The organism is Streptomyces sp. NPDC029159 (assembly GCF_055564055.1).
Genome location: NZ_JBVHWT010000004.1, coordinates 152,235 through 168,325, shown reverse-complemented (window position 1 = coordinate 168,325; position 16,091 = coordinate 152,235). Strand labels below are relative to the sequence as shown.

The 16,091-nt window shown below is 74.3% G+C and carries 13 protein-coding genes; 7 read left to right on the top strand and 6 right to left on the bottom strand.

Annotated elements, in window-relative coordinates; genetic code table 11:
• Nucleotides 1-140 precede the first annotated feature (140 nt).
• Nucleotides 141-3,482, bottom strand: a complete 3,342-nt coding sequence (locus ACZ4U4_RS10335; RefSeq protein WP_467872075.1) for a S41 family peptidase — start codon at nucleotides 3,480-3,482, stop codon at nucleotides 141-143.
• A gap of 404 nt (nucleotides 3,483-3,886) precedes the next feature.
• Here ACZ4U4_RS10335 and ACZ4U4_RS10330 point away from each other — a divergent pair, with 404 nt between their 5' ends.
• Complete coding sequence (locus ACZ4U4_RS10330; protein ID WP_467871298.1) at nucleotides 3,887-5,107, top strand: serine hydrolase domain-containing protein; 1,221 nt, start codon at nucleotides 3,887-3,889, stop codon at nucleotides 5,105-5,107.
• Between the two features lie 51 nt (nucleotides 5,108-5,158).
• Here the strand turns inward: ACZ4U4_RS10330 and ACZ4U4_RS10325 are convergent, their stop codons facing one another.
• The 3 genes from ACZ4U4_RS10325 to ACZ4U4_RS10315 form a co-directional block, all read right to left on the bottom strand.
• Nucleotides 5,159-6,007: an EamA family transporter gene (locus ACZ4U4_RS10325; RefSeq protein ID WP_467871295.1), complete on the bottom strand. Its 849-nt coding sequence runs from the start codon at nucleotides 6,005-6,007 to the stop codon at nucleotides 5,159-5,161.
• The gene (locus ACZ4U4_RS10320) at nucleotides 6,004-6,129 is read right to left on the bottom strand and encodes a hypothetical protein (RefSeq protein WP_281179959.1); all 126 of its coding nucleotides are present in this window, start codon (nucleotides 6,127-6,129) and stop codon (nucleotides 6,004-6,006) included. Before ACZ4U4_RS10320 ends, ACZ4U4_RS10325 begins: the two co-directional genes overlap by 4 nt.
• A 186-nt stretch (nucleotides 6,130-6,315) precedes the next feature.
• On the bottom strand, nucleotides 6,316-7,962 hold the full coding sequence (locus ACZ4U4_RS10315; protein ID WP_467871291.1) for a penicillin-binding transpeptidase domain-containing protein: 1,647 nt from the start codon (nucleotides 7,960-7,962) through the stop codon (nucleotides 6,316-6,318).
• Nucleotides 7,963-8,266: 304 nt separating this feature from the next.
• On the opposite strand from ACZ4U4_RS10315, the gene ACZ4U4_RS10310 reads away from it, so the two are divergent.
• Nucleotides 8,267-9,154, top strand: a complete 888-nt coding sequence (locus ACZ4U4_RS10310; RefSeq protein WP_467871288.1) for an alpha/beta fold hydrolase — start codon at nucleotides 8,267-8,269, stop codon at nucleotides 9,152-9,154.
• Between the two features lie 19 nt (nucleotides 9,155-9,173).
• On the opposite strand, the gene ACZ4U4_RS10305 is transcribed toward ACZ4U4_RS10310, so the two are convergent.
• Nucleotides 9,174-10,904, bottom strand: a complete 1,731-nt coding sequence (locus tag ACZ4U4_RS10305; RefSeq protein WP_467871285.1) for a dolichyl-phosphate-mannose--protein mannosyltransferase — start codon at nucleotides 10,902-10,904, stop codon at nucleotides 9,174-9,176.
• 83 nt (nucleotides 10,905-10,987) lie between these two features.
• On the opposite strand from ACZ4U4_RS10305, the gene rsmI reads away from it, so the two are divergent.
• The 5 genes from rsmI (at nucleotide 10,988) to ACZ4U4_RS10280 (ending at nucleotide 15,540) form a co-directional block, all read left to right on the top strand.
• The gene (rsmI, locus tag ACZ4U4_RS10300; protein ID WP_467871282.1) at nucleotides 10,988-11,872 is read left to right on the top strand and encodes a 16S rRNA (cytidine(1402)-2'-O)-methyltransferase; all 885 of its coding nucleotides are present in this window, start codon (nucleotides 10,988-10,990) and stop codon (nucleotides 11,870-11,872) included.
• Between the two features lie 228 nt (nucleotides 11,873-12,100).
• Nucleotides 12,101-12,526 (top strand): hypothetical protein, encoded by a 426-nt coding sequence (locus ACZ4U4_RS10295; protein WP_467871279.1) that lies wholly within the window; start codon nucleotides 12,101-12,103, stop codon nucleotides 12,524-12,526.
• A 74-nt stretch (nucleotides 12,527-12,600) separates the two neighbouring features.
• A complete protein-coding gene (locus ACZ4U4_RS10290; RefSeq protein ID WP_467871277.1) occupies nucleotides 12,601-13,542 on the top strand; it encodes a TatD family hydrolase in 942 nt (313 codons plus the stop codon).
• Nucleotides 13,543-13,651: 109 nt separating this feature from the next.
• Entirely contained in the window at nucleotides 13,652-14,560 is a 909-nt protein-coding gene (gene rsmA / locus ACZ4U4_RS10285; protein WP_467871274.1) for a 16S rRNA (adenine(1518)-N(6)/adenine(1519)-N(6))-dimethyltransferase RsmA, read from the top strand.
• Nucleotides 14,557-15,540: a 4-(cytidine 5'-diphospho)-2-C-methyl-D-erythritol kinase gene (locus tag ACZ4U4_RS10280; protein ID WP_467871272.1), complete on the top strand. Its 984-nt coding sequence runs from the start codon at nucleotides 14,557-14,559 to the stop codon at nucleotides 15,538-15,540. Before rsmA ends, ACZ4U4_RS10280 begins: the two co-directional genes overlap by 4 nt.
• Here ACZ4U4_RS10280 and ACZ4U4_RS10275 read toward each other — a convergent pair.
• On the bottom strand, nucleotides 15,494-16,078 hold the full coding sequence (locus ACZ4U4_RS10275) for a TetR/AcrR family transcriptional regulator (protein ID WP_467871270.1): 585 nt from the start codon (nucleotides 16,076-16,078) through the stop codon (nucleotides 15,494-15,496). The genes ACZ4U4_RS10280 and ACZ4U4_RS10275 overlap by 47 nt on opposite strands.
• Nucleotides 16,079-16,091: the final 13 nt, after the last annotated feature.

Sequence of the window (16,091 nt, the reverse complement as noted above, 5' to 3'; positions counted from 1 at the left end):
ACCCCGTACCCGGAAGGCGCACCCGGACCACACGCCGGGTGCGCCTTCCGTATGCGGCAGACGGCCTGCGGGCCCGGCCCGACATGCGGCAGACGGCCGACCGGGGCGTCCGGCCCGCCGCCGCGCCCGGTACCGCCCCCTCACCGCGGCGGCAGCTCCGGTCGTCGCAGGTCCGGCACCTCCGAGAGATCGGGAGGGGTGGCCGCCGGGTGGCGGTCGAGGAGGTCGAGGGCGGTGCGGACGGCGACGCCGAGCTGGGGGTGGCGGTTCTCGGCCCAGTCCAGCGGGGAGCGGAGCGCCTCGATGTCGGGCTCGACACCGTGGTTCTCCACACCCCAGCCGTACACCTTGAACCACGCCGCGTTCATCGGCACCGTGATCGTCGTCCCGTCGCCCAGCCGGTGGCGGCCGGTCATCCCGACCACCCCGCCCCAGGTGCGCAGACCGACCACCGGGCCGATGCCCTGGAGCTTGAACGCCGCGGTGATCATGTCGCCGTCGGACGAGGTCATCTCGTCGGCGACCGCGACGACCGGCCCGCGCGGCGCGTTCTGCGTGTACGAGACGGGCTGCGCGTCGCGCGTGAGGTCCCAGCCCATGATGGTGCGGGTCAGCTTCTCGATGACCAGCTCGGAGATGTTGCCCCCGGCGTTGCCGCGGACGTCGACGATGAGCGCCGGGCGCGACACCTCCATCCGCAGATCGCGGTTGAACTGCGCCCAGCCCGAGCCGCCCATGTCCGGGATGTGGAGGTAGCCGCACCGGCCGTCGCTCAGCTCGCGGACCACCGCCCGGCGCCGCTGCACCCAGTCCTGGTAGCGCAGCGGCCGCTCGTCGACCAGCGGCACCACCGCCACCCGGCGCGGCGGCCCGGCCCCCTCCGCCGGGGCGAACGTCAGCTCCACCGTCGTCCCGCCCGCCGCCGACAGCAGCGGCGAGGGCCCGGCGACCGGATCGACCCGGCGGCCGTCGACATGGGTCAGCGCCGCGCCCTCCCGGATGCCGGTACCGGCCAGCGGTGAGCGGGCCTTGGAGTCCGACGACTCGCCCGGCAGGATCCGCTTGAGCACCCACCGCCCCTCGCGCGGCACGAAGTTGGCGCCCAGCAGGCCCATCGCCCGCTGGTAGTGCGGCGGCCCCTCGTTGCGCCGCGCCCCGGCGACGTACGCATGGGAGGTGCCCAGCTCACCCAGGACCTCCCGCAGCAGATCGGCGAACTCGTCCGGGGTGGCGACCCGGTCCAGCAGCGGACGGTACTGCGCCAGCACCGCGTCCCAGTCGATGCCGGACATCCCCGGGTCCCAGAAGTACGCCCGGACGATCCGGCCCGCCTCCTCGTACGCCTGCCGCCACTCCGCCTCCGGGTGCACCTCGTGGAGGATGCGCCGCAGGTCGAGGTGGACCGTCGAGTCGCTGTCCGCCTGCTCGGTGGCGGGCACGGCGCGCAGATCGCCCTCGTCGTTGACGACCAGCCGGGTGCCGTCGCCGCTGAGCGCGAACCGGTCGAGCGCGGAGGTCAGTTCGGTGCGCCGCGCCTTGACCAGGTCGAAGTGTTCGAGGGTGGGCTGGCCCGAGGTGTTGTCCGGGTTGGCGAACGTCTCGCCGAGCGCCCCGGAGATCGGCCAGCGCAGCCACACCAGACCGCCCCCGGCGACCGGTCGCAGCGAGGAGTACTTCGACGCGGCGACGGGGAACGGCGTGACCCGCTCGGGCAGCCCTTCCACCTCGACCAGCACCGGGCCCTCCGATACCGGCGGGTTCTCGGCCGGATCGAGTCCGCCGGCGGCCGGGCGGCCCTCCGGCGACAGCGCGAACGGCGACGGCGTCGCGGACGACAGCGGGACCAGATGCGGGCGGCAGCCCAGCGGGAACGACAGATCGCCGGTGTGCACGTCGTAGACCGGGTCGAAGCCGCGCCAGGACAGGAACGCCAGATAGCGGCCGTCGCGGGTGAAGACCGGCTGCTCGTCCTCGAACCGGCCGTTGGTGACGTCCACGATCATCCGGTCGGCGAGCCGGGCCATCTTGATCTGCCGCAGCGACCGGCCGATCCCCGGATGCGACCAGGTCAGCCACCGCGAGTCCGGTGAGAACGCCAGATCCCGTACCGGACCGTTGGCGGACCGGATCAACTCGGCGACCTCGTCGGGGAGTTGGCGCTCGGCCGGTTCGTCGTCGCCCTCCACCGCGGGCGGCTCCGCCGCCTCCCGCTCCTCGGGGCGCCGCACATCGACCAGCAGCAACCGGCCGTCGTGGGCGGCGACCGCCAGGCAGGTGCCGTCCGGCGACGCCACCGTCTCCTGGACCATGCCCAGCCGCCCCGCCGCCAGCCGCCGCGGCTCGCCCACCCCGCTGGCCCGCGGCAGCCCGGCGATCTCGACCGCGTCCGCGCCCTCCGCGTCGGTGACGTACGCGATCCGCCCGGTGTCGCCCAGCATCTCCGGCAGCCGCACCCGGACACCGGGTACGTCGTGCAGGGCGCGGGCCGGACCGTCGCGGTGGGTGAGCCAGTACAGGCTGCCGCGCACCCCGACCGCGCTGGCCCGGCCGGTGGTGTCCACCGCCAGTGAGGTGACGTTCGAGGCGGTCGGCACCTGGTACGTCCGGCGCCCGGTGCGCGGCCCGCCCACCCGGACGGCCAGCTTCCGGGGCCGGGCGGTGGGGGAGAGGTCGTCGACCAGCCAGAGGTCCCCGGCGCACTGGTAGACGATGCGGGAGCCGTCGGTCGAGGCGTGCCGGGCGTAGAAGTCGTCGTGGTCGGTGTGGCGGCGCAGGTCGGAGCCGTCCGGCAGACAGGAGTAGACGTTGCCGACGCCCTCGTGGTCGGAGAGGAACGCGATCCGCCCGCCGGTGAACATCACCGCGTCCAGATGGCCCCGCAGCTTCGGCAGCAGCCGCGTCCCGTGCAGCCACATCCGGCCCATCGCCCCGCCCCGGTACCGCTTCCACGACGCCGGTTCGTGCGGCGGCTTCCCGCTGAGCAGCAGGGTGCGCCGCTCCCCGGCCACATCGGCGACGGCGATGTCGGACACCGGCCCCCAGGGCAGCCGCGCCCCGGGCCCGCCCTCGACGGGGAGCCGGTACGCCCACGAGTAGTACGAGAACGGCTGGCCGTGCGAGGCGACCGCGAGGATGTGGGAGACGCCGTCCTCGTCCGGCGGCGTCCAGCCGCAGACCCGGGCGTCCGTGCTGGCCCAGTACGTCAGCCGCCGCGCGGGCCCGCCCTCGACCGGTACGAGGTGGATCTCCGGATCGAGGGAGCGCCAGGTGGTGTAGGCGAGGTGGCGGCCGTCGGGGGAGAAACGGGGGTGGCCCACCCGGGTGCGGTCGACGGTCAGCCGCCGGGCGGGCGCCGGTTCGACGCCCTCCGGGACGAGGGGCGCGACCCACAGGTCGTCCTCGGCGGTGAAGCAGAGCAGATCGCCGTTCAGATGCGGATACCGCAGGTAGGACGCGGGTGGCGGGCCCGGCGGCACCGGCATCCGGCGCAGCCGGCCGGGCGGTGCGGCATCATCCGGCTCCGGGTGGGGTCCGACGGCCTCGTGTGCGTCGCTCATCCGTCTCATCGTTCCGCCGCCCCCGCCGGGCGGCAACTCGGCGGACGGACACGGCAGGCCGGGCGGGGCATCGGGACGGTTCCGCCCAAGCCGGGCGGGCCGTCGGCCGGTTCACGGCGGGCGCCGGAGAGGCGCGCCGCGGCGCCGGACCGAGGCGTACCCACCGTCCGGTACGGCCGCGCCGGTTCGGCGCCCCCGGGGCCCGCAGACGGGTTTCCGTACCGCTGTGACGAAGCCCACGCCGCACCGGCCCCGGTCATGAGCACCGCTTCGCGCGAGGCACCATTGAAGGGTCACCAAAGCGACGGAACAGTGGGAAGCGGGAAACAGTGGTGGACGTCCAGGGCAGGGTCGACGACGGCTTCGAGCCGGTCCGGGACGCATTCGCAGCCAACTTCACCCACCGCGGCGAGCACGGCGCCGCCGTGGCCGTCTACCGCGACGGCCGCAAGGTCGTCGACCTCTGGGCCGGTACGAAGCACGGCGACGGCGGCGACGACCTCGGCCCCGCCGCCGACGGCCACCCCGACGCCCCCTGGGAGGAAGGCACCGCCCAGGTCGTCCGCTCCGCCACCAAGGGCGTCGCCGCCGTCGTCCCGCTCCTGCTCCACCAGCGCGGACTCCTCGATCTGGACGCACCGGTCGGCACGTACTGGCCGGAGTTCAAGGCCGCCGGCAAGGACCGCGTCCTCGTCCGCCATCTGCTCTCGCACCGCGCCGGACTCCCCGTCCTCGACACCCCGCTCACCCCCGAGCAGGCCGTCGACGGCGTCAGCGGCCCCGCCGCCCTCGCCGCCCAGGCCCCCGCCTGGACGCCCGGCACCGACCACGGCTACCACGCCCAGACCTACAGCTGGTTGCTGGCCGAACTGGTCCTGCGGGTCACCGGCCGCACCATCGGCGCCTGGATCGCCGACGAGATCGCCGCCCCCCTCGGCCTCGACCTCTGGCTCGGCCTGCCGCCCGGTCAGCAGGCCCGCGCCGGACGCCTCGCCGACGTCACCTCGCCCGAGCCGGACCCCGCGGGCGGCCTGCGGGTGCGCCCCAAGCGGTCGGTGACGGACGCCTACCGCGACCCGTCCTCCCTCACCAGCCGCGCCTTCGCCGCCATCACCCCGGCGCCCGACGAGAACGCCCCGGCCTACCGCGCCGCCCAACTGCCCGCCTCCGCCGGGATCGCCACCGCCCGCTCCCTGGCCCGCGCCTACGCCGCGCTCATCGGCCCGGTCGACGCCGACGGCACCGGTGCGCACCCGCGCCTCTTCGCCCCCGCCACGCTGACCCTGGCCCGCACCGAGGAGTCCGCCGGACCGGACCGCACCCTCGTCGTCGGCACCCGCTTCGGCCTGGGCTTCATGCTGCACAGCGCCGCATCGCCGCTGCTGGCGCCCGGCTCGTTCGGCCACCCCGGGCGCGGCGGCGCACTCGCCTTCGCCGACCCCGAATCCGGCCTCGCCTTCGGCTACGTCACCAACGGCATGCAGAAGAACGTCACCGCCGACCCCCGCGCCCAGGCCCTCGTCCGCGCCCTGGCCGCCGCCACCCGCTGAACGCACGCGGGGCCCCGGCACCGCGCCGGGGCCCCGCGTCGTGTCGGCCGGTCAGCTGTGCAGCATCAGCCCGATACCGACCACCATCAACCCGGCGGCCGCGATCCGCGGCCCGCCGAAGCGCTCCTTGAAGAACAGTGCGCCGATGGCCGCACCGACGATGATCGACGACTCCCGCAGCGCCGCGATCGGCGCCAGCGCCGCCTGCGTCTGCGCCCACAGCACCAGCCCGTACGCGAACACCGACAGCACCCCGCCGGCCGCACCACGCAGCGCGAACGGCTTGAGCTGGACGAGGAGTTGGCGCCGCCGCACCGCCAGCGCCCAGAGCGGGATGAAGATGCCCTCCAGCAGCATCAGCCAGGCGATGTAGCCGAGCGAGGTGCCCGACGCCCGGACGCCGAGCCCGTCGACGGTGGTGTACGAGGCGATGGCCAGGCCGGTGGCGAGCGCCGCGAGAAGCGCCGGCCAGTGCGGGCGCGCCCCCGAACCGCGCAGCCCCCACAGGGCGACGCCGAGCAGCCCGGCCGAGGCCAGCGCGACCCCGGCGAGCGCCCAGGGCCCGGGCACCTCACCGACGAAGAGCGCCGCGAGGACGGTGACGACCAGCGGCGCGGTACCGCGGGCGATCGGATACATCTGCCCGAACTCGCCCAGCCGGAACGACTGCATCAACAGCGCCTGATAGACGACGTGCAGCACGGCGGAGCCGAGGAGATACGGCCAGGCACCGGCCGCGGGCAGCGGGGTGAACGGGAGGAGGGCGAGGCCGCAGACGGCACCGGCGCCGCCGACCAGGGTGAAGGCGAGGAGCTGGTCGCGGATGCCGTGGGCGATGGCGTTCCAACTGGCGTGGGTGACCGCGGCGATGAGCACGGCCACGACGACGAGAGGCGTCATGCGGTGGGCTCGGAGGCGTTCGCCGCGGGTGCGGTGGCGCGGCGCCGGCGGATGAGGGCGGCCCGGCGGGCACGTGCCCGATCGGCTGCCGGAACGGGCAGGTTGGGCGGGAAGACGCTCATGCCCCGCACGCTAGCGAAGGGTGTACGGGCCACGCGATGGAAAGGTGAGCAGTCTCTCACCAGCCGCTCACGACGTTTACGCCGCACGGCCTTCCCCCGGCCACCTTCCGTTCATCTCCCGGGTGCGGCGAAGCCGCCCCGCACCGCCGGAGAGGCGGGACGGAGCGGCTTCGCCGCGCGGCGCGGTCAGCCCGCGGAGAGCAGGGCGCGGACCACCGGGCCCGCGTTGTCGCCGCCGTGGCCGCTGGCCGGGACGAGCGCCGCGGCGGCCATGTCGTTGCGGTACGCGGTGAACCAGGCGTTCGGCTTCTTCTGGTTGTCGACCTCCGCCGAACCGGTCTTCGCGCCGATGTCGCCGCTCAGCCCGGCCATCGGCTTGACCGCCGTACCGGCCACCGCGGTGGTGCGCATCAGCGACTTCAGCCCGGCGGCGGTGGCCGGCTTCATCTTGCGCGCCGCGGTCGCCAGCTTCCGGTGGTCGACGTCGGGGGAGACGAGGTAGGGCTGGCGGAAGACGCCGGACTGCGCGGTCGCGGCGAGCGAGGCGACGTTCAGCGGGTTCATCCGCACCCCGCCCTGACCGATCAGGGACGCGCCCATCTGCGCGCCGTCCTGCACCGGCACGATGCCGTCGAAGGTCGGGACGCCGGTCTGCCAGTTGAGACCGATGCCGAAGACGTCCCGCGCCTCCACCGTCAGATCGTCGTTGTTGAGGTTCTTCGCCTCACCGATGAAGGCGTTGTTGCAGGACGCGGCGAAGCTCTGCGCGAAGGTGCCGTGCGGGATCTCGCTCATCTGGTCGTTGTGGAACTTCCACCCGGCGACCTTCATGTACTTCGGGCACGGGTGCTGCTTGCCCGGCGAGGTCAGGCCCTTGTCCATGAGCAGCGCGGCGGTGACGATCTTCATCGTGGAGCCGGGGGCGAGGGAGCCGCCGGTGGCGACGTTGAAGCCCTTCGCGGGGGAGTGGGCGAGCGCGAGGATCTCGCCGGTGCTGGGCTTGAGGGCGACGGCGGAGGCGTTCTTCCGCTCGTCGACCTGCTTCTGCGCGATCTCCTGGAGCGTGACGTCCAAGGTGGTCTTCAGCGTGCCGGGGGTGCCCTTGGAGAGGACCTTCAGCGTGGTGTCGGGCTTGGCCTTCTTGCCGTCCGCGGCGTGGCGGACGGCCAGCTCTATCCCGGGCGTACCGCCCGCCTTGCCGCCGAACTTCTCCTGGAGGCTGCCCAGCACCCCCGCCAGCTCCGGGTGGTCCTTGGCGGTCAGCGGCTTGCCGTTGCGGTCCACCGCGTTGATCGGCGCCGTACCGGAGGGCCCGGTGCGCAGCGTGTCGCCCTTGGTGAGGGAGGGGTGGAGCACGGCGAGGTTCCAGTTGACCCGGGGCTTGCCGGTGGCGCCGTCCCGCCGGACGTGCAGCGCGGAGGTGTAGGAGTACGGCGCCTGTTGTCCCTGGTAGGAGATCTGCGCGGTGACGGTGTAGGGCACCTTGTCGCCGTTGGGGGCGCCGGGCTTGACGGTGAGGTTGTTGAAGTGGGTCTCCTTGGCGAAGGAGGCGAGCGCCGCCTTCGCGGATGCCGGGTCGTCGGTCAGCTCCGCCGCCTTCGCGGCGTCGGCGGACTGCCAGGCGGTCAGGAAGTCCCGGGACGTGGTGGCGATCTCCTGCGCGGTGGCCGGTCCGGCCTTCGCCCCGGAGCCGCCGTTCTTGGCGTCGGTGGCCGTCACCCCCGACGCGGACGTGTCGTCCGAACCGCCGCCGAACAGCGCGAACCCGCCGACCACCCCGGCGACCAGCGCCGCGGATCCGCCGATCAGCCCGTACTTCACCTCACGGCGCATGCGACCGTTCCCCTCCCAGTGCCTCACCCCGCTCAGCCGGGGCCTGGTGCGCACTCTATGGGACGGCGGAAACCCGGAGAGTGCCGGTCCGTCTCGATCAGGGCACGGTCGGATGAACGGCCCGGTGCGCCCCGCTTTCCCTGTTGTAAAGGAGCCCGCCGGGCCGTCCGCAGCGGGGCCCCGTGGCCTGGCAGAACCCTGCCGCGGGGCGCCGATCACCGCCGCCTCGGGGCCCGCACCCGTCCGGGACCACCCGCCGGAAAACCGGGTGCGCCCCCTCCCGTCCCCGCCGAGGATGGACGCCATGACCGCACCACCCGCGCGCCCCGCGCCCGTCGGAGACCCCGCCCGCACCGGTACGGCCCGGCTGCCCGACGGGCGGCTGCTCGGCTGGGCGGAGTGGGGGCCGGTGGACGGCCGGCCCGTGGTGCTGTGCCCGGGAGCGGCCACCAGCCGGTGGCTGGGTTTCGGCGCGGACGTCGTCGACGGCCTCGGCGTCCGCCTCGTCTCCGTCGACCGCCCCGGCCTCGGCGCCTCCACCCCGGCGCCCGGCCGCACCCTCGCCGACTTCGCCACCGACCTGCGGGCCCTGTGCGCCGCCCGCGACCTGGGCCGTCCGGCCGTCGTCGGCAACTCCCAGGGCGCCCCGTTCGCCCTCGCCTGCGCCGCCGCGGGCGTCGCCGGATCCCTGGCCCTGGTCTCCGCCGCGGACGAGGTCGCCACCGCGGAGGACCTCGACCCCGGCGTACGGGACCTGGTCGCACTGACCGCCCGCGACCCGGCCGCCGCCGAGGAGTTCTTCGCCGGCTTCACCGCCGAAGCGATGCGCGAGATGGTCCTCGCCACGAGCCCCGCCTGCGACCGCGCCGTCTACGACTCCCCGCCCTTCGCCGCCGCCTACCGCCGCGCCCTCGACGAAGGCTTCGCCCAGGGCGCGTCCGGCTACGCCCGCGACACCGTCCTCGCCATGTCCCGCTGGCCCCTCGACCTCGGCGCGCTCACCGTCCCCACCGACATCTGGTACGGCACCGAGGACACCACCCACTCCCCGGACCACGGCGCCCGCCTCACCACCCGCATCCCCGGCGCCCGCCGCCACCTCGTCCCGAACACGGGCGGGGCGCTGCTGTGGACACATGCGGGGGAGGTGCTGGCGGCGGTGGTGGCGGCAGGTGCGGATCCGGCGAGCTGACCCGCCGGCCCGCCCCGCCTCACACCCACGAGTCGAACCACATCCGCCGGTGCCACTCCGACTTCGGGATCGGCAGGCCCGTGTAGATCGGGTAGAAGTAGATGAAGTTCCACACGATGAGCAGGACGAGGACGCCCGCGCCGACCGCGCCGATGGTGCGGCGGCGTTCCGAGGAGCCCGGTGGGCCGATGATCGCGCCGATCATCATGGCCAGCGCCAGGCAGAGGAACGGCACGAACACCACGGCGTAGAAGAGGAAGATCGTCCTCTCCTGGTAGAGGAACCACGGCAGATACCCGGCGGCCACCCCGCACAGGACCGCGCCCGCGCGCCAGTCGCGTTGGAAGGCCCAGCGGTAGAGGGCGTACGCGAGGGCGAAGCACGCGGCCCACCACAGCAGCGGGGTGCCGATCGCCAGGACCTCGCGGGCGCAGCCCTCCGCCGCGGTGCAGCCGTCCTGTCCGGCCTTCGGGTCCTCGTAGAAGTACGAGACCGGGCGGCCGAGGACCAGCCAGCTCCACGGGTTCGACTGGTAGGTGTGCGGGGTGGTCAGGCCGGTGTGGAAGGCGTAGACCTCGGTCTGGTAGTGCCACAGGCTGCGCAGCCAGTCCGGCAGCCAGGTCCAGGCACCGGTGTGGCCCTCGGGGGTCGTCGCCCACTCGCGGTAGTAGCCGCCCTTGGTGGCGAACCACCCCGACCACGACGCCAGATACGTCGCCACCGCCACCACGACCGTCGCGCCGAACGCGGGCGCCACGTCGAGCCGCAGCACCGACCGCACCGGGCGCCGCGCCCCGGCGGTGCGGCGCGCGCCGATGTCCCACACCACGGACATCAGGGCGAACGCGGCGAGGAAGTACAGGCCGTTCCACTTCGTCGCCGACGCCAGGCCCAGGCACAACCCGGCGGTGAGCCGCCAGGGCCGCCAGCCCAGCCGCAGCCGGTCGCCGACCGTGCCGTCCGGATGGGCCTGGCCCTCCGCGTCGACGGGCAGCGCCGCCGCCAGCCGGGCCCGCGTACGGTCCCGGTCCAGGAGCAGCGCGCCGAACGCGGCGACCACCCAGAACATCACGATGAGGTCCAGCAGCGCGGTCCGGCTCATCACGAAGTGCAGCCCGTCGACGGCGAGCAGCGCACCGGCCAGGCAGCCCAGCGCCGTCGAGCGCAGCAGCCGCCGTCCGATCCGGCAGACCAGCAGCACCGACAGTGTGCCGAGCAGCGCCACCGTGAACCGCCAGCCGAACGGATTCATCCCGAAGGCCCACTCACCGACGGCGATCAGCCACTTCCCCATCGGGGGATGGACCACGTACGACGGGTCGGAGTTGAGCAGGATCCGGGCCGGATGGCCGATGAGCGCGTCGTTGGCGTTCTTGTCCCAGGTGCCCTCGTAGCCGAACTGGAGCAGCGACCAGGCGTCCTTCGGGTAGTACGTCTCGTCGAATATCACCTTGTCCGGGCTGCCGAGGCGCCAGAACCGCAGCACTCCGGCGACCAGCGTCACCAGCAGCGGCCCGAGCCACCCCGAGGCGCGGGCGAGCCGCGCCGCCAGCAGCGGGTTCGCGCCGCACAGCTGCCACAGCCGGGTGCCGGGCTGCGGGAAGGGGGGCACCAGCCGCGTACGGACATCGGGCCGGGGGCCGTCCGCGTAGCCGAAGCGGCGCAGCCTGCGCTGCCACGCGGGCGGTCGCCGGTCGGGCTCGTCGGCGGCGCGGGCTACGGCGTCGGTGTCACTGGTCACCCGGCCCATCGTAGGGAAGCGGCCTGTGGACGGACGGGTACGCCGCAGCCCGTGTGACGAGGACGTCGCCCGCGGGCTGGGAGGATGGGGGCGTGACTGGAACGCTGGTACTTGCAGGGACGCCCATCGGCGACATCGAGGACGCCCCGCCGCGCCTCGCCGCCGAGCTCGCCGCCGCCGATGTGATCGCCGCCGAGGACACCCGCCGGCTGCGCCGCCTCACCCAGGGCCTCGGCGTGACGCCCGGTGGCCGGATCGTGTCGTACTTCGAGGGCAACGAAGCGGCCCGGACGCCGGAGCTGGCCGATGCGCTGGCCGGCGGCGCCCGGGTGCTGCTGGTTACCGACGCCGGAATGCCGTCCGTCTCCGACCCCGGCTACCGCCTGGTCGCCGCCGCCGTCGAGCGGGACGTGAAGGTCACCGCCGTCCCCGGGCCGAGCGCCGTGCTGACCGCGCTCGCGGTGTCCGGGCTGCCCGTCGACCGGTTCTGCTTCGAGGGCTTCCTCCCCCGTAAGCAGGGTGAGCGCCTCACCAAGCTGCGGGAGGTCGCGGACGAGCGCCGCACCCTCGTCTACTTCGAGGCGCCGCACCGCCTCGACGACACCCTCGCCGCGATGGCCGAGGTCTTCGGCACCGACCGCCGCGCCGCGGTCTGCCGGGAGCTGACCAAGACGTACGAGGAGGTCAAGCGCGGCGGGCTCGGTGAGCTGGCGGCGTGGGCGGCCGAGGGCGTACGCGGCGAGATCACCATCGTGGTCGAGGGGGCTCCCGAGGCCGGTCCGCAGGAGCTGGGCCCCGCGGAGCTGGTGCGCCGGGTGCGGGTCCGGGAGGAGGCCGGGGAGCGCCGCAAGGAGGCCATCGCCGCGGTCGCCGCCGATGCGGGGCTGCCGAAGCGCGAGGTCTTCGACGCGGTGGTCGCCGCGAAGAACGCCGAGAAGGCCGACGGGAAGGCCGAGGGGAAGTCCGCCGGGGCCTGACCAGCGGCCCGGCCGCGTCCGGTGTCCGAAAGCCGCTGCCGGAAGGTAAACGGCCGGTCTCGAAGGGTAAAGGGAGCATCCGGACGGCCCGGACTTTGCCCTTGAGCGGGCCAAATCTGGGCCAACAGGTAAGAACATCCGCCGCACCTCGCCCGGGACAGGAGTCCACTGGAGACCGGGACGCACGGTTCCCCGGAGACCTTGTCCTGCGGACAAGAGGAGCGGCACATGAGTGAGATCGCGGACATCCGCACCACCTACCCCGACACCCACCCCACCACCGATGCCCCTGTTCACGAGGCGTACGCCTTCGCCTGCATGCATTGCGGCCACGGCTGGGAGCAGGCGTACGAGATACGGCACCAGGCGGACGTCAAGGGCGTCCTGCACGCCGTCTACTACGCGGACGGCGAGCGGGTGCCGTCCCCGCTGACCAGTCCGTCCTGCCTCAGCTGCGGCTCGACCGTGGTGCGGATCATGCGCGCGGGCGAGGTCTCGAAGGTGTCCCACGCGATCGAGAACCTGCACCAGCGCACCGCCTCCCCGGCGAAGCGGCCCGCCGCCGGCCCGGAGGGCGGCAGCTCCCTCGCGCCGCGCGAGCACCACTGGCACCTCTCCGACCTGCTCCACCCCTTCCAGCACCACCGCCGCTGATCCGCGGCGCCCGGGCCCGGCGCCCGGAGACCGCGAGGTGAGGCCGTGGCCGCCGTCCTCGTAGGATCGCGGCCATGGCCCCGCACGACACCGGCTCCGAGACCGCCCCGCCCACCGCCGCCCCGAGCGGCACCGCAGCCAAGGCGAAGGCCGCGAAGGACGCCCCGCCACCGCTGCCCGAGCCGCTGCGGGTGCCGGTCGCCGACTCGCACACCCACCTCGACATGCAGCAGGGCACCGTCGAGGAGGCGCTGGCCAAGGCGGCGTCGGTCGGCGTCACGACGGTCGTGCAGGTGGGCTGCGACGTGGCCGGATCGCGGTGGGCGGCCGAGACCGCCGCCGCGTACGACGCGGTGCACGCGGCCGTCGCGCTGCACCCCAACGAGGCGCCGCGCATCGTCCTCGGCGACCCCGACGGCTGGTCGCGGCAGGGCGCCCGCGAGCCCGGCGGTGATGCGGCGCTGGACGACGCTCTGACCGCCATCGACGCGCTGGCCGCCCTCCCGCACGTCCGCGGCGTCGGCGAGACCGGGCTCGACTACTTCCGCACCGGCGCCGAGGGCATGGCCGCCCAGGAGCATTCGTTCCGGGCGCACATCGAGATCGCCAAGCGGCACGGGAAGGCGCTGGTCATCCACGACCGGGAGGCCCACGCCGACGTGCTGCGGATCCTGCGCGAGGAGGGCGCCCCGGAGCGCACCGTCTTCCACTGCTACTCCGGCGACGCCGCGATGGCGAAGGAGTGCGCGGCGGCCGGGTACTTCCTCTCCTTCGCCGGGAACGTCACCTTCAAGAACGCCCAGCCGCTGCGCGACGCGCTCGCGGTGGCCCCCGCCGAACTGCTGCTGGTCGAGACCGACGCCCCGTTCCTCACCCCGGCACCGTTCCGCGGCCGCCCCAACGCCCCGTATCTCATCCCCGTCACCCTGCGGGCGATGGCCGAGGTCAAGGGCGTCACCGAGGACGCGCTCGCCACCGCCGTCGCGGCGAACACGGCACGCGCCTTCGGCTACTGACCGCGCGGGCGGGCCGACCCCCGTCCGGCCCGTAAGCTGCACCGGTGAACCAGCGCAGCGAGCGAACAACGGAAAGGCGCGCCCCGGCGGCGCGTGGCGAGGCTTCGGCATGAGTGAGAGCACCACCGGCGACGAGTCCGGCCCCCTGCTGGGCCCCGCCGACATCCGCGAGCTGGCCGCCGCGCTGGGCGTACGCCCCACCAAACAGCGGGGCCAGAACTTCGTCATCGACGCCAACACCGTCCGCCGCATCGTGCGGACCGCGGGCGTGCGGCCCGACGACACCGTCGTCGAGGTCGGCCCGGGTCTCGGCTCGCTGACCCTGGCGCTGCTGGAGGCGGCCGACGCGGTCACCGCCGTGGAGATCGACGATGTGCTGGCCGCGGCGCTCCCGGCGACCGTCGCGGCGCGGCTGCCGCAGCGCGCCGACCGCTTCGCGCTGGTCCACAGCGACGCGATGCACGTCACCGAGCTGCCCGGCAACGCGCCCACCGCGCTCGTCGCCAACCTGCCGTACAACGTCGCGGTGCCGGTGCTGCTGCACATGCTGGCGACGTTCCCGACGCTGGAGCGCACCCTGGTGATGGTGCAGGCGGAGGTCGCCGACCGGCTCGCGGCCCGCCCCGGCAACAAGGTCTACGGCGTGCCGTCGGTCAAGGCCAACTGGTACGCCGAGGTCAAGCGCGCCGGTTCGATCGGCCGGAACGTCTTCTGGCCCGCGCCGAACGTCGACTCCGGTCTGGTCTCGCTGGTCCGGCGGCAACCGCCGGAGACCACCGCGACCCGCGACGAGGTCTTCGCGGTGGTCGACGCCGCGTTCGCCCAGCGCCGTAAGACGCTGCGGGCGGCGCTGGCGGGCTGGGCCGGTTCCGCCCCCGCCGCCGAGGAGGCGCTGACCGCCGCCGGGATCTCCCCGAAGGCCCGCGGCGAGGCACTGACCGTCGAGGAATTCGCCCGCATCGCGGAGCACAAGCCGAAGCAGCACGAGCAGCAGGACGAGCAGGGGGGTACGCGGTGAGCGCGGCGGTGACGGTACGGGTCCCGGCGAAGGTCAACGTCCAGCTGGCGGTCGGCGCCGCCCGCCCGGACGGCTTCCATGACCTGGCCAACGTCTTCCTCGCCGTCGGCCTGTACGACGAGGTCACCGCCGCCCCGGCGGACGGGCTGCGGATCACCGCCGAGGGCGAGGGCGCAGACAGCATCCCGCTCGACGCCACCAACCTCGCCGCCCGCGCCGCCACCCTCCTCGCGGCCCGCCACGGCCGCACCCCCGATGTCCATCTGCACCTGAAGAAGGACATCCCCGTCGCGGGCGGCATGGCGGGCGGCAGCGCCGACGCCGCCGGCGCCCTGCTGGCCTGCGACACCCTCTGGGGCACCGGCGCCTCCCGCGACGAACTCCTGGAGATCTGCGCCGAGTTGGGCAGCGACGTACCGTTCAGCCTGGTCGGCGGCGCCGCGTTGGGTACCGGCCGCGGCGAGGTCCTGACCCTGCTGCCCGTCGGCGGCACCTTCCACTGGGTCTTCGCGGTCGCCGACGGCGGCCTGTCGACCCCCGCGGTCTACGGCGAGTTCGACCGCCTCACGGCCGGCACCGATGTCCCGGAACCGGCCGCGTCCCCCGCCCTCCTCGCCGCCCTCGCGGCGGGCGATGCGGAAGCCCTGGCGGGCGAGCTGGTCAACGACCTCCAGCCCGCCGCGCTCTCCCTGCGCCCGTCGCTGGCGGCCACCCTCGACGCGGGCGCGGCTGCGGGCGCGCTCGCCACGCTGGTCTCCGGCTCCGGCCCGACCACGGCGTTCCTCGCCGCCGACGCCGAGGGCGCGGAGAAGGTCGCGGCGGCGCTGACGGCGTCGGGGACGTGCCGTTCCGTACGGATCGCGGTCGCTCCGGCGCCGGGGGGCGACGGTTCTCTGAGTCCCGGCCCGCGGGCCCGAAGCCGTACCGGACGCGTTACGCGCGCAACGCCTGCGACAGCGCGTCCACGGTCACGTCCGTGATGGCCCGGAGCTGCGCCGGGCTCGCCCCGGCCCGGCTCATGACGGCGAGCGACTGATTCACGGCCGCCACGTGGAGGGCGAAGGTCTCGGCGTCCCGGTCGGGCAGCCGCCCGGCCTTCAGCGCGGTGCGCAGGCGCAGACGCTGGAGGCCGAGCGCCTCCTCGGCGCGGGCCGCGACGCTCGGGCTCAGCACGGGAATGGCCATGGCGGACTGGGCGATCAGGCATCCATCAGGCAGCGCGGGATCGGCGATGCGCTCAAGGGTGACGTCGAAGAACGCGCGGACCGCGGCGGCGGGGTCCGAGACCGCACGCGCCAGGGCGGCGTCGTACTTCTCGCCATAGCGCGCGGCGTAGCGATCCAGGCAGCGCAGGAAGAGCGTGTCCTTGCTCCCGAAGGAGGAGTAGAGGGAACTGCGGTTCAGGCCGGTCGCCCGGGACAGATCGTCCAACGAGGTGTCGGCGTAGCCGTCGCGCCAGAACTGGATCATCGCGGCGTCGAGCGCCGCGTCCATGTCGAACTGCTTCTTTCCTGCCACGCGGCACTTCCTT

Coding starts and splice junctions, on each gene's coding strand:
- ACZ4U4_RS10320 (WP_281179959.1), bottom strand. CDS start 6,129: ATGAGCGTCTTCCCGCCCAACCTGCCCGTTCCGGCAGCCGATCGGGCA.
- rsmA (WP_467871274.1), top strand. CDS start 13,652: ATGAGTGAGAGCACCACCGGCGACGAGTCCGGCCCCCTGCTGGGCCCC.
- ACZ4U4_RS10315 (WP_467871291.1), bottom strand. CDS start 7,962: ATGCGCCGTGAGGTGAAGTACGGGCTGATCGGCGGATCCGCGGCGCTG.
- ACZ4U4_RS10305 (WP_467871285.1), bottom strand. CDS start 10,904: ATGGGCCGGGTGACCAGTGACACCGACGCCGTAGCCCGCGCCGCCGAC.
- ACZ4U4_RS10325 (WP_467871295.1), bottom strand. CDS start 6,007: ATGACGCCTCTCGTCGTCGTGGCCGTGCTCATCGCCGCGGTCACCCAC.
- ACZ4U4_RS10310 (WP_467871288.1), top strand. CDS start 8,267: ATGACCGCACCACCCGCGCGCCCCGCGCCCGTCGGAGACCCCGCCCGC.
- ACZ4U4_RS10335 (WP_467872075.1), bottom strand. CDS start 3,482: ATGCCGGTGCCGCCGGGCCCGCCACCCGCGTCCTACCTGCGGTATCCG.
- ACZ4U4_RS10290 (WP_467871277.1), top strand. CDS start 12,601: ATGGCCCCGCACGACACCGGCTCCGAGACCGCCCCGCCCACCGCCGCC.
- ACZ4U4_RS10295 (WP_467871279.1), top strand. CDS start 12,101: ATGAGTGAGATCGCGGACATCCGCACCACCTACCCCGACACCCACCCC.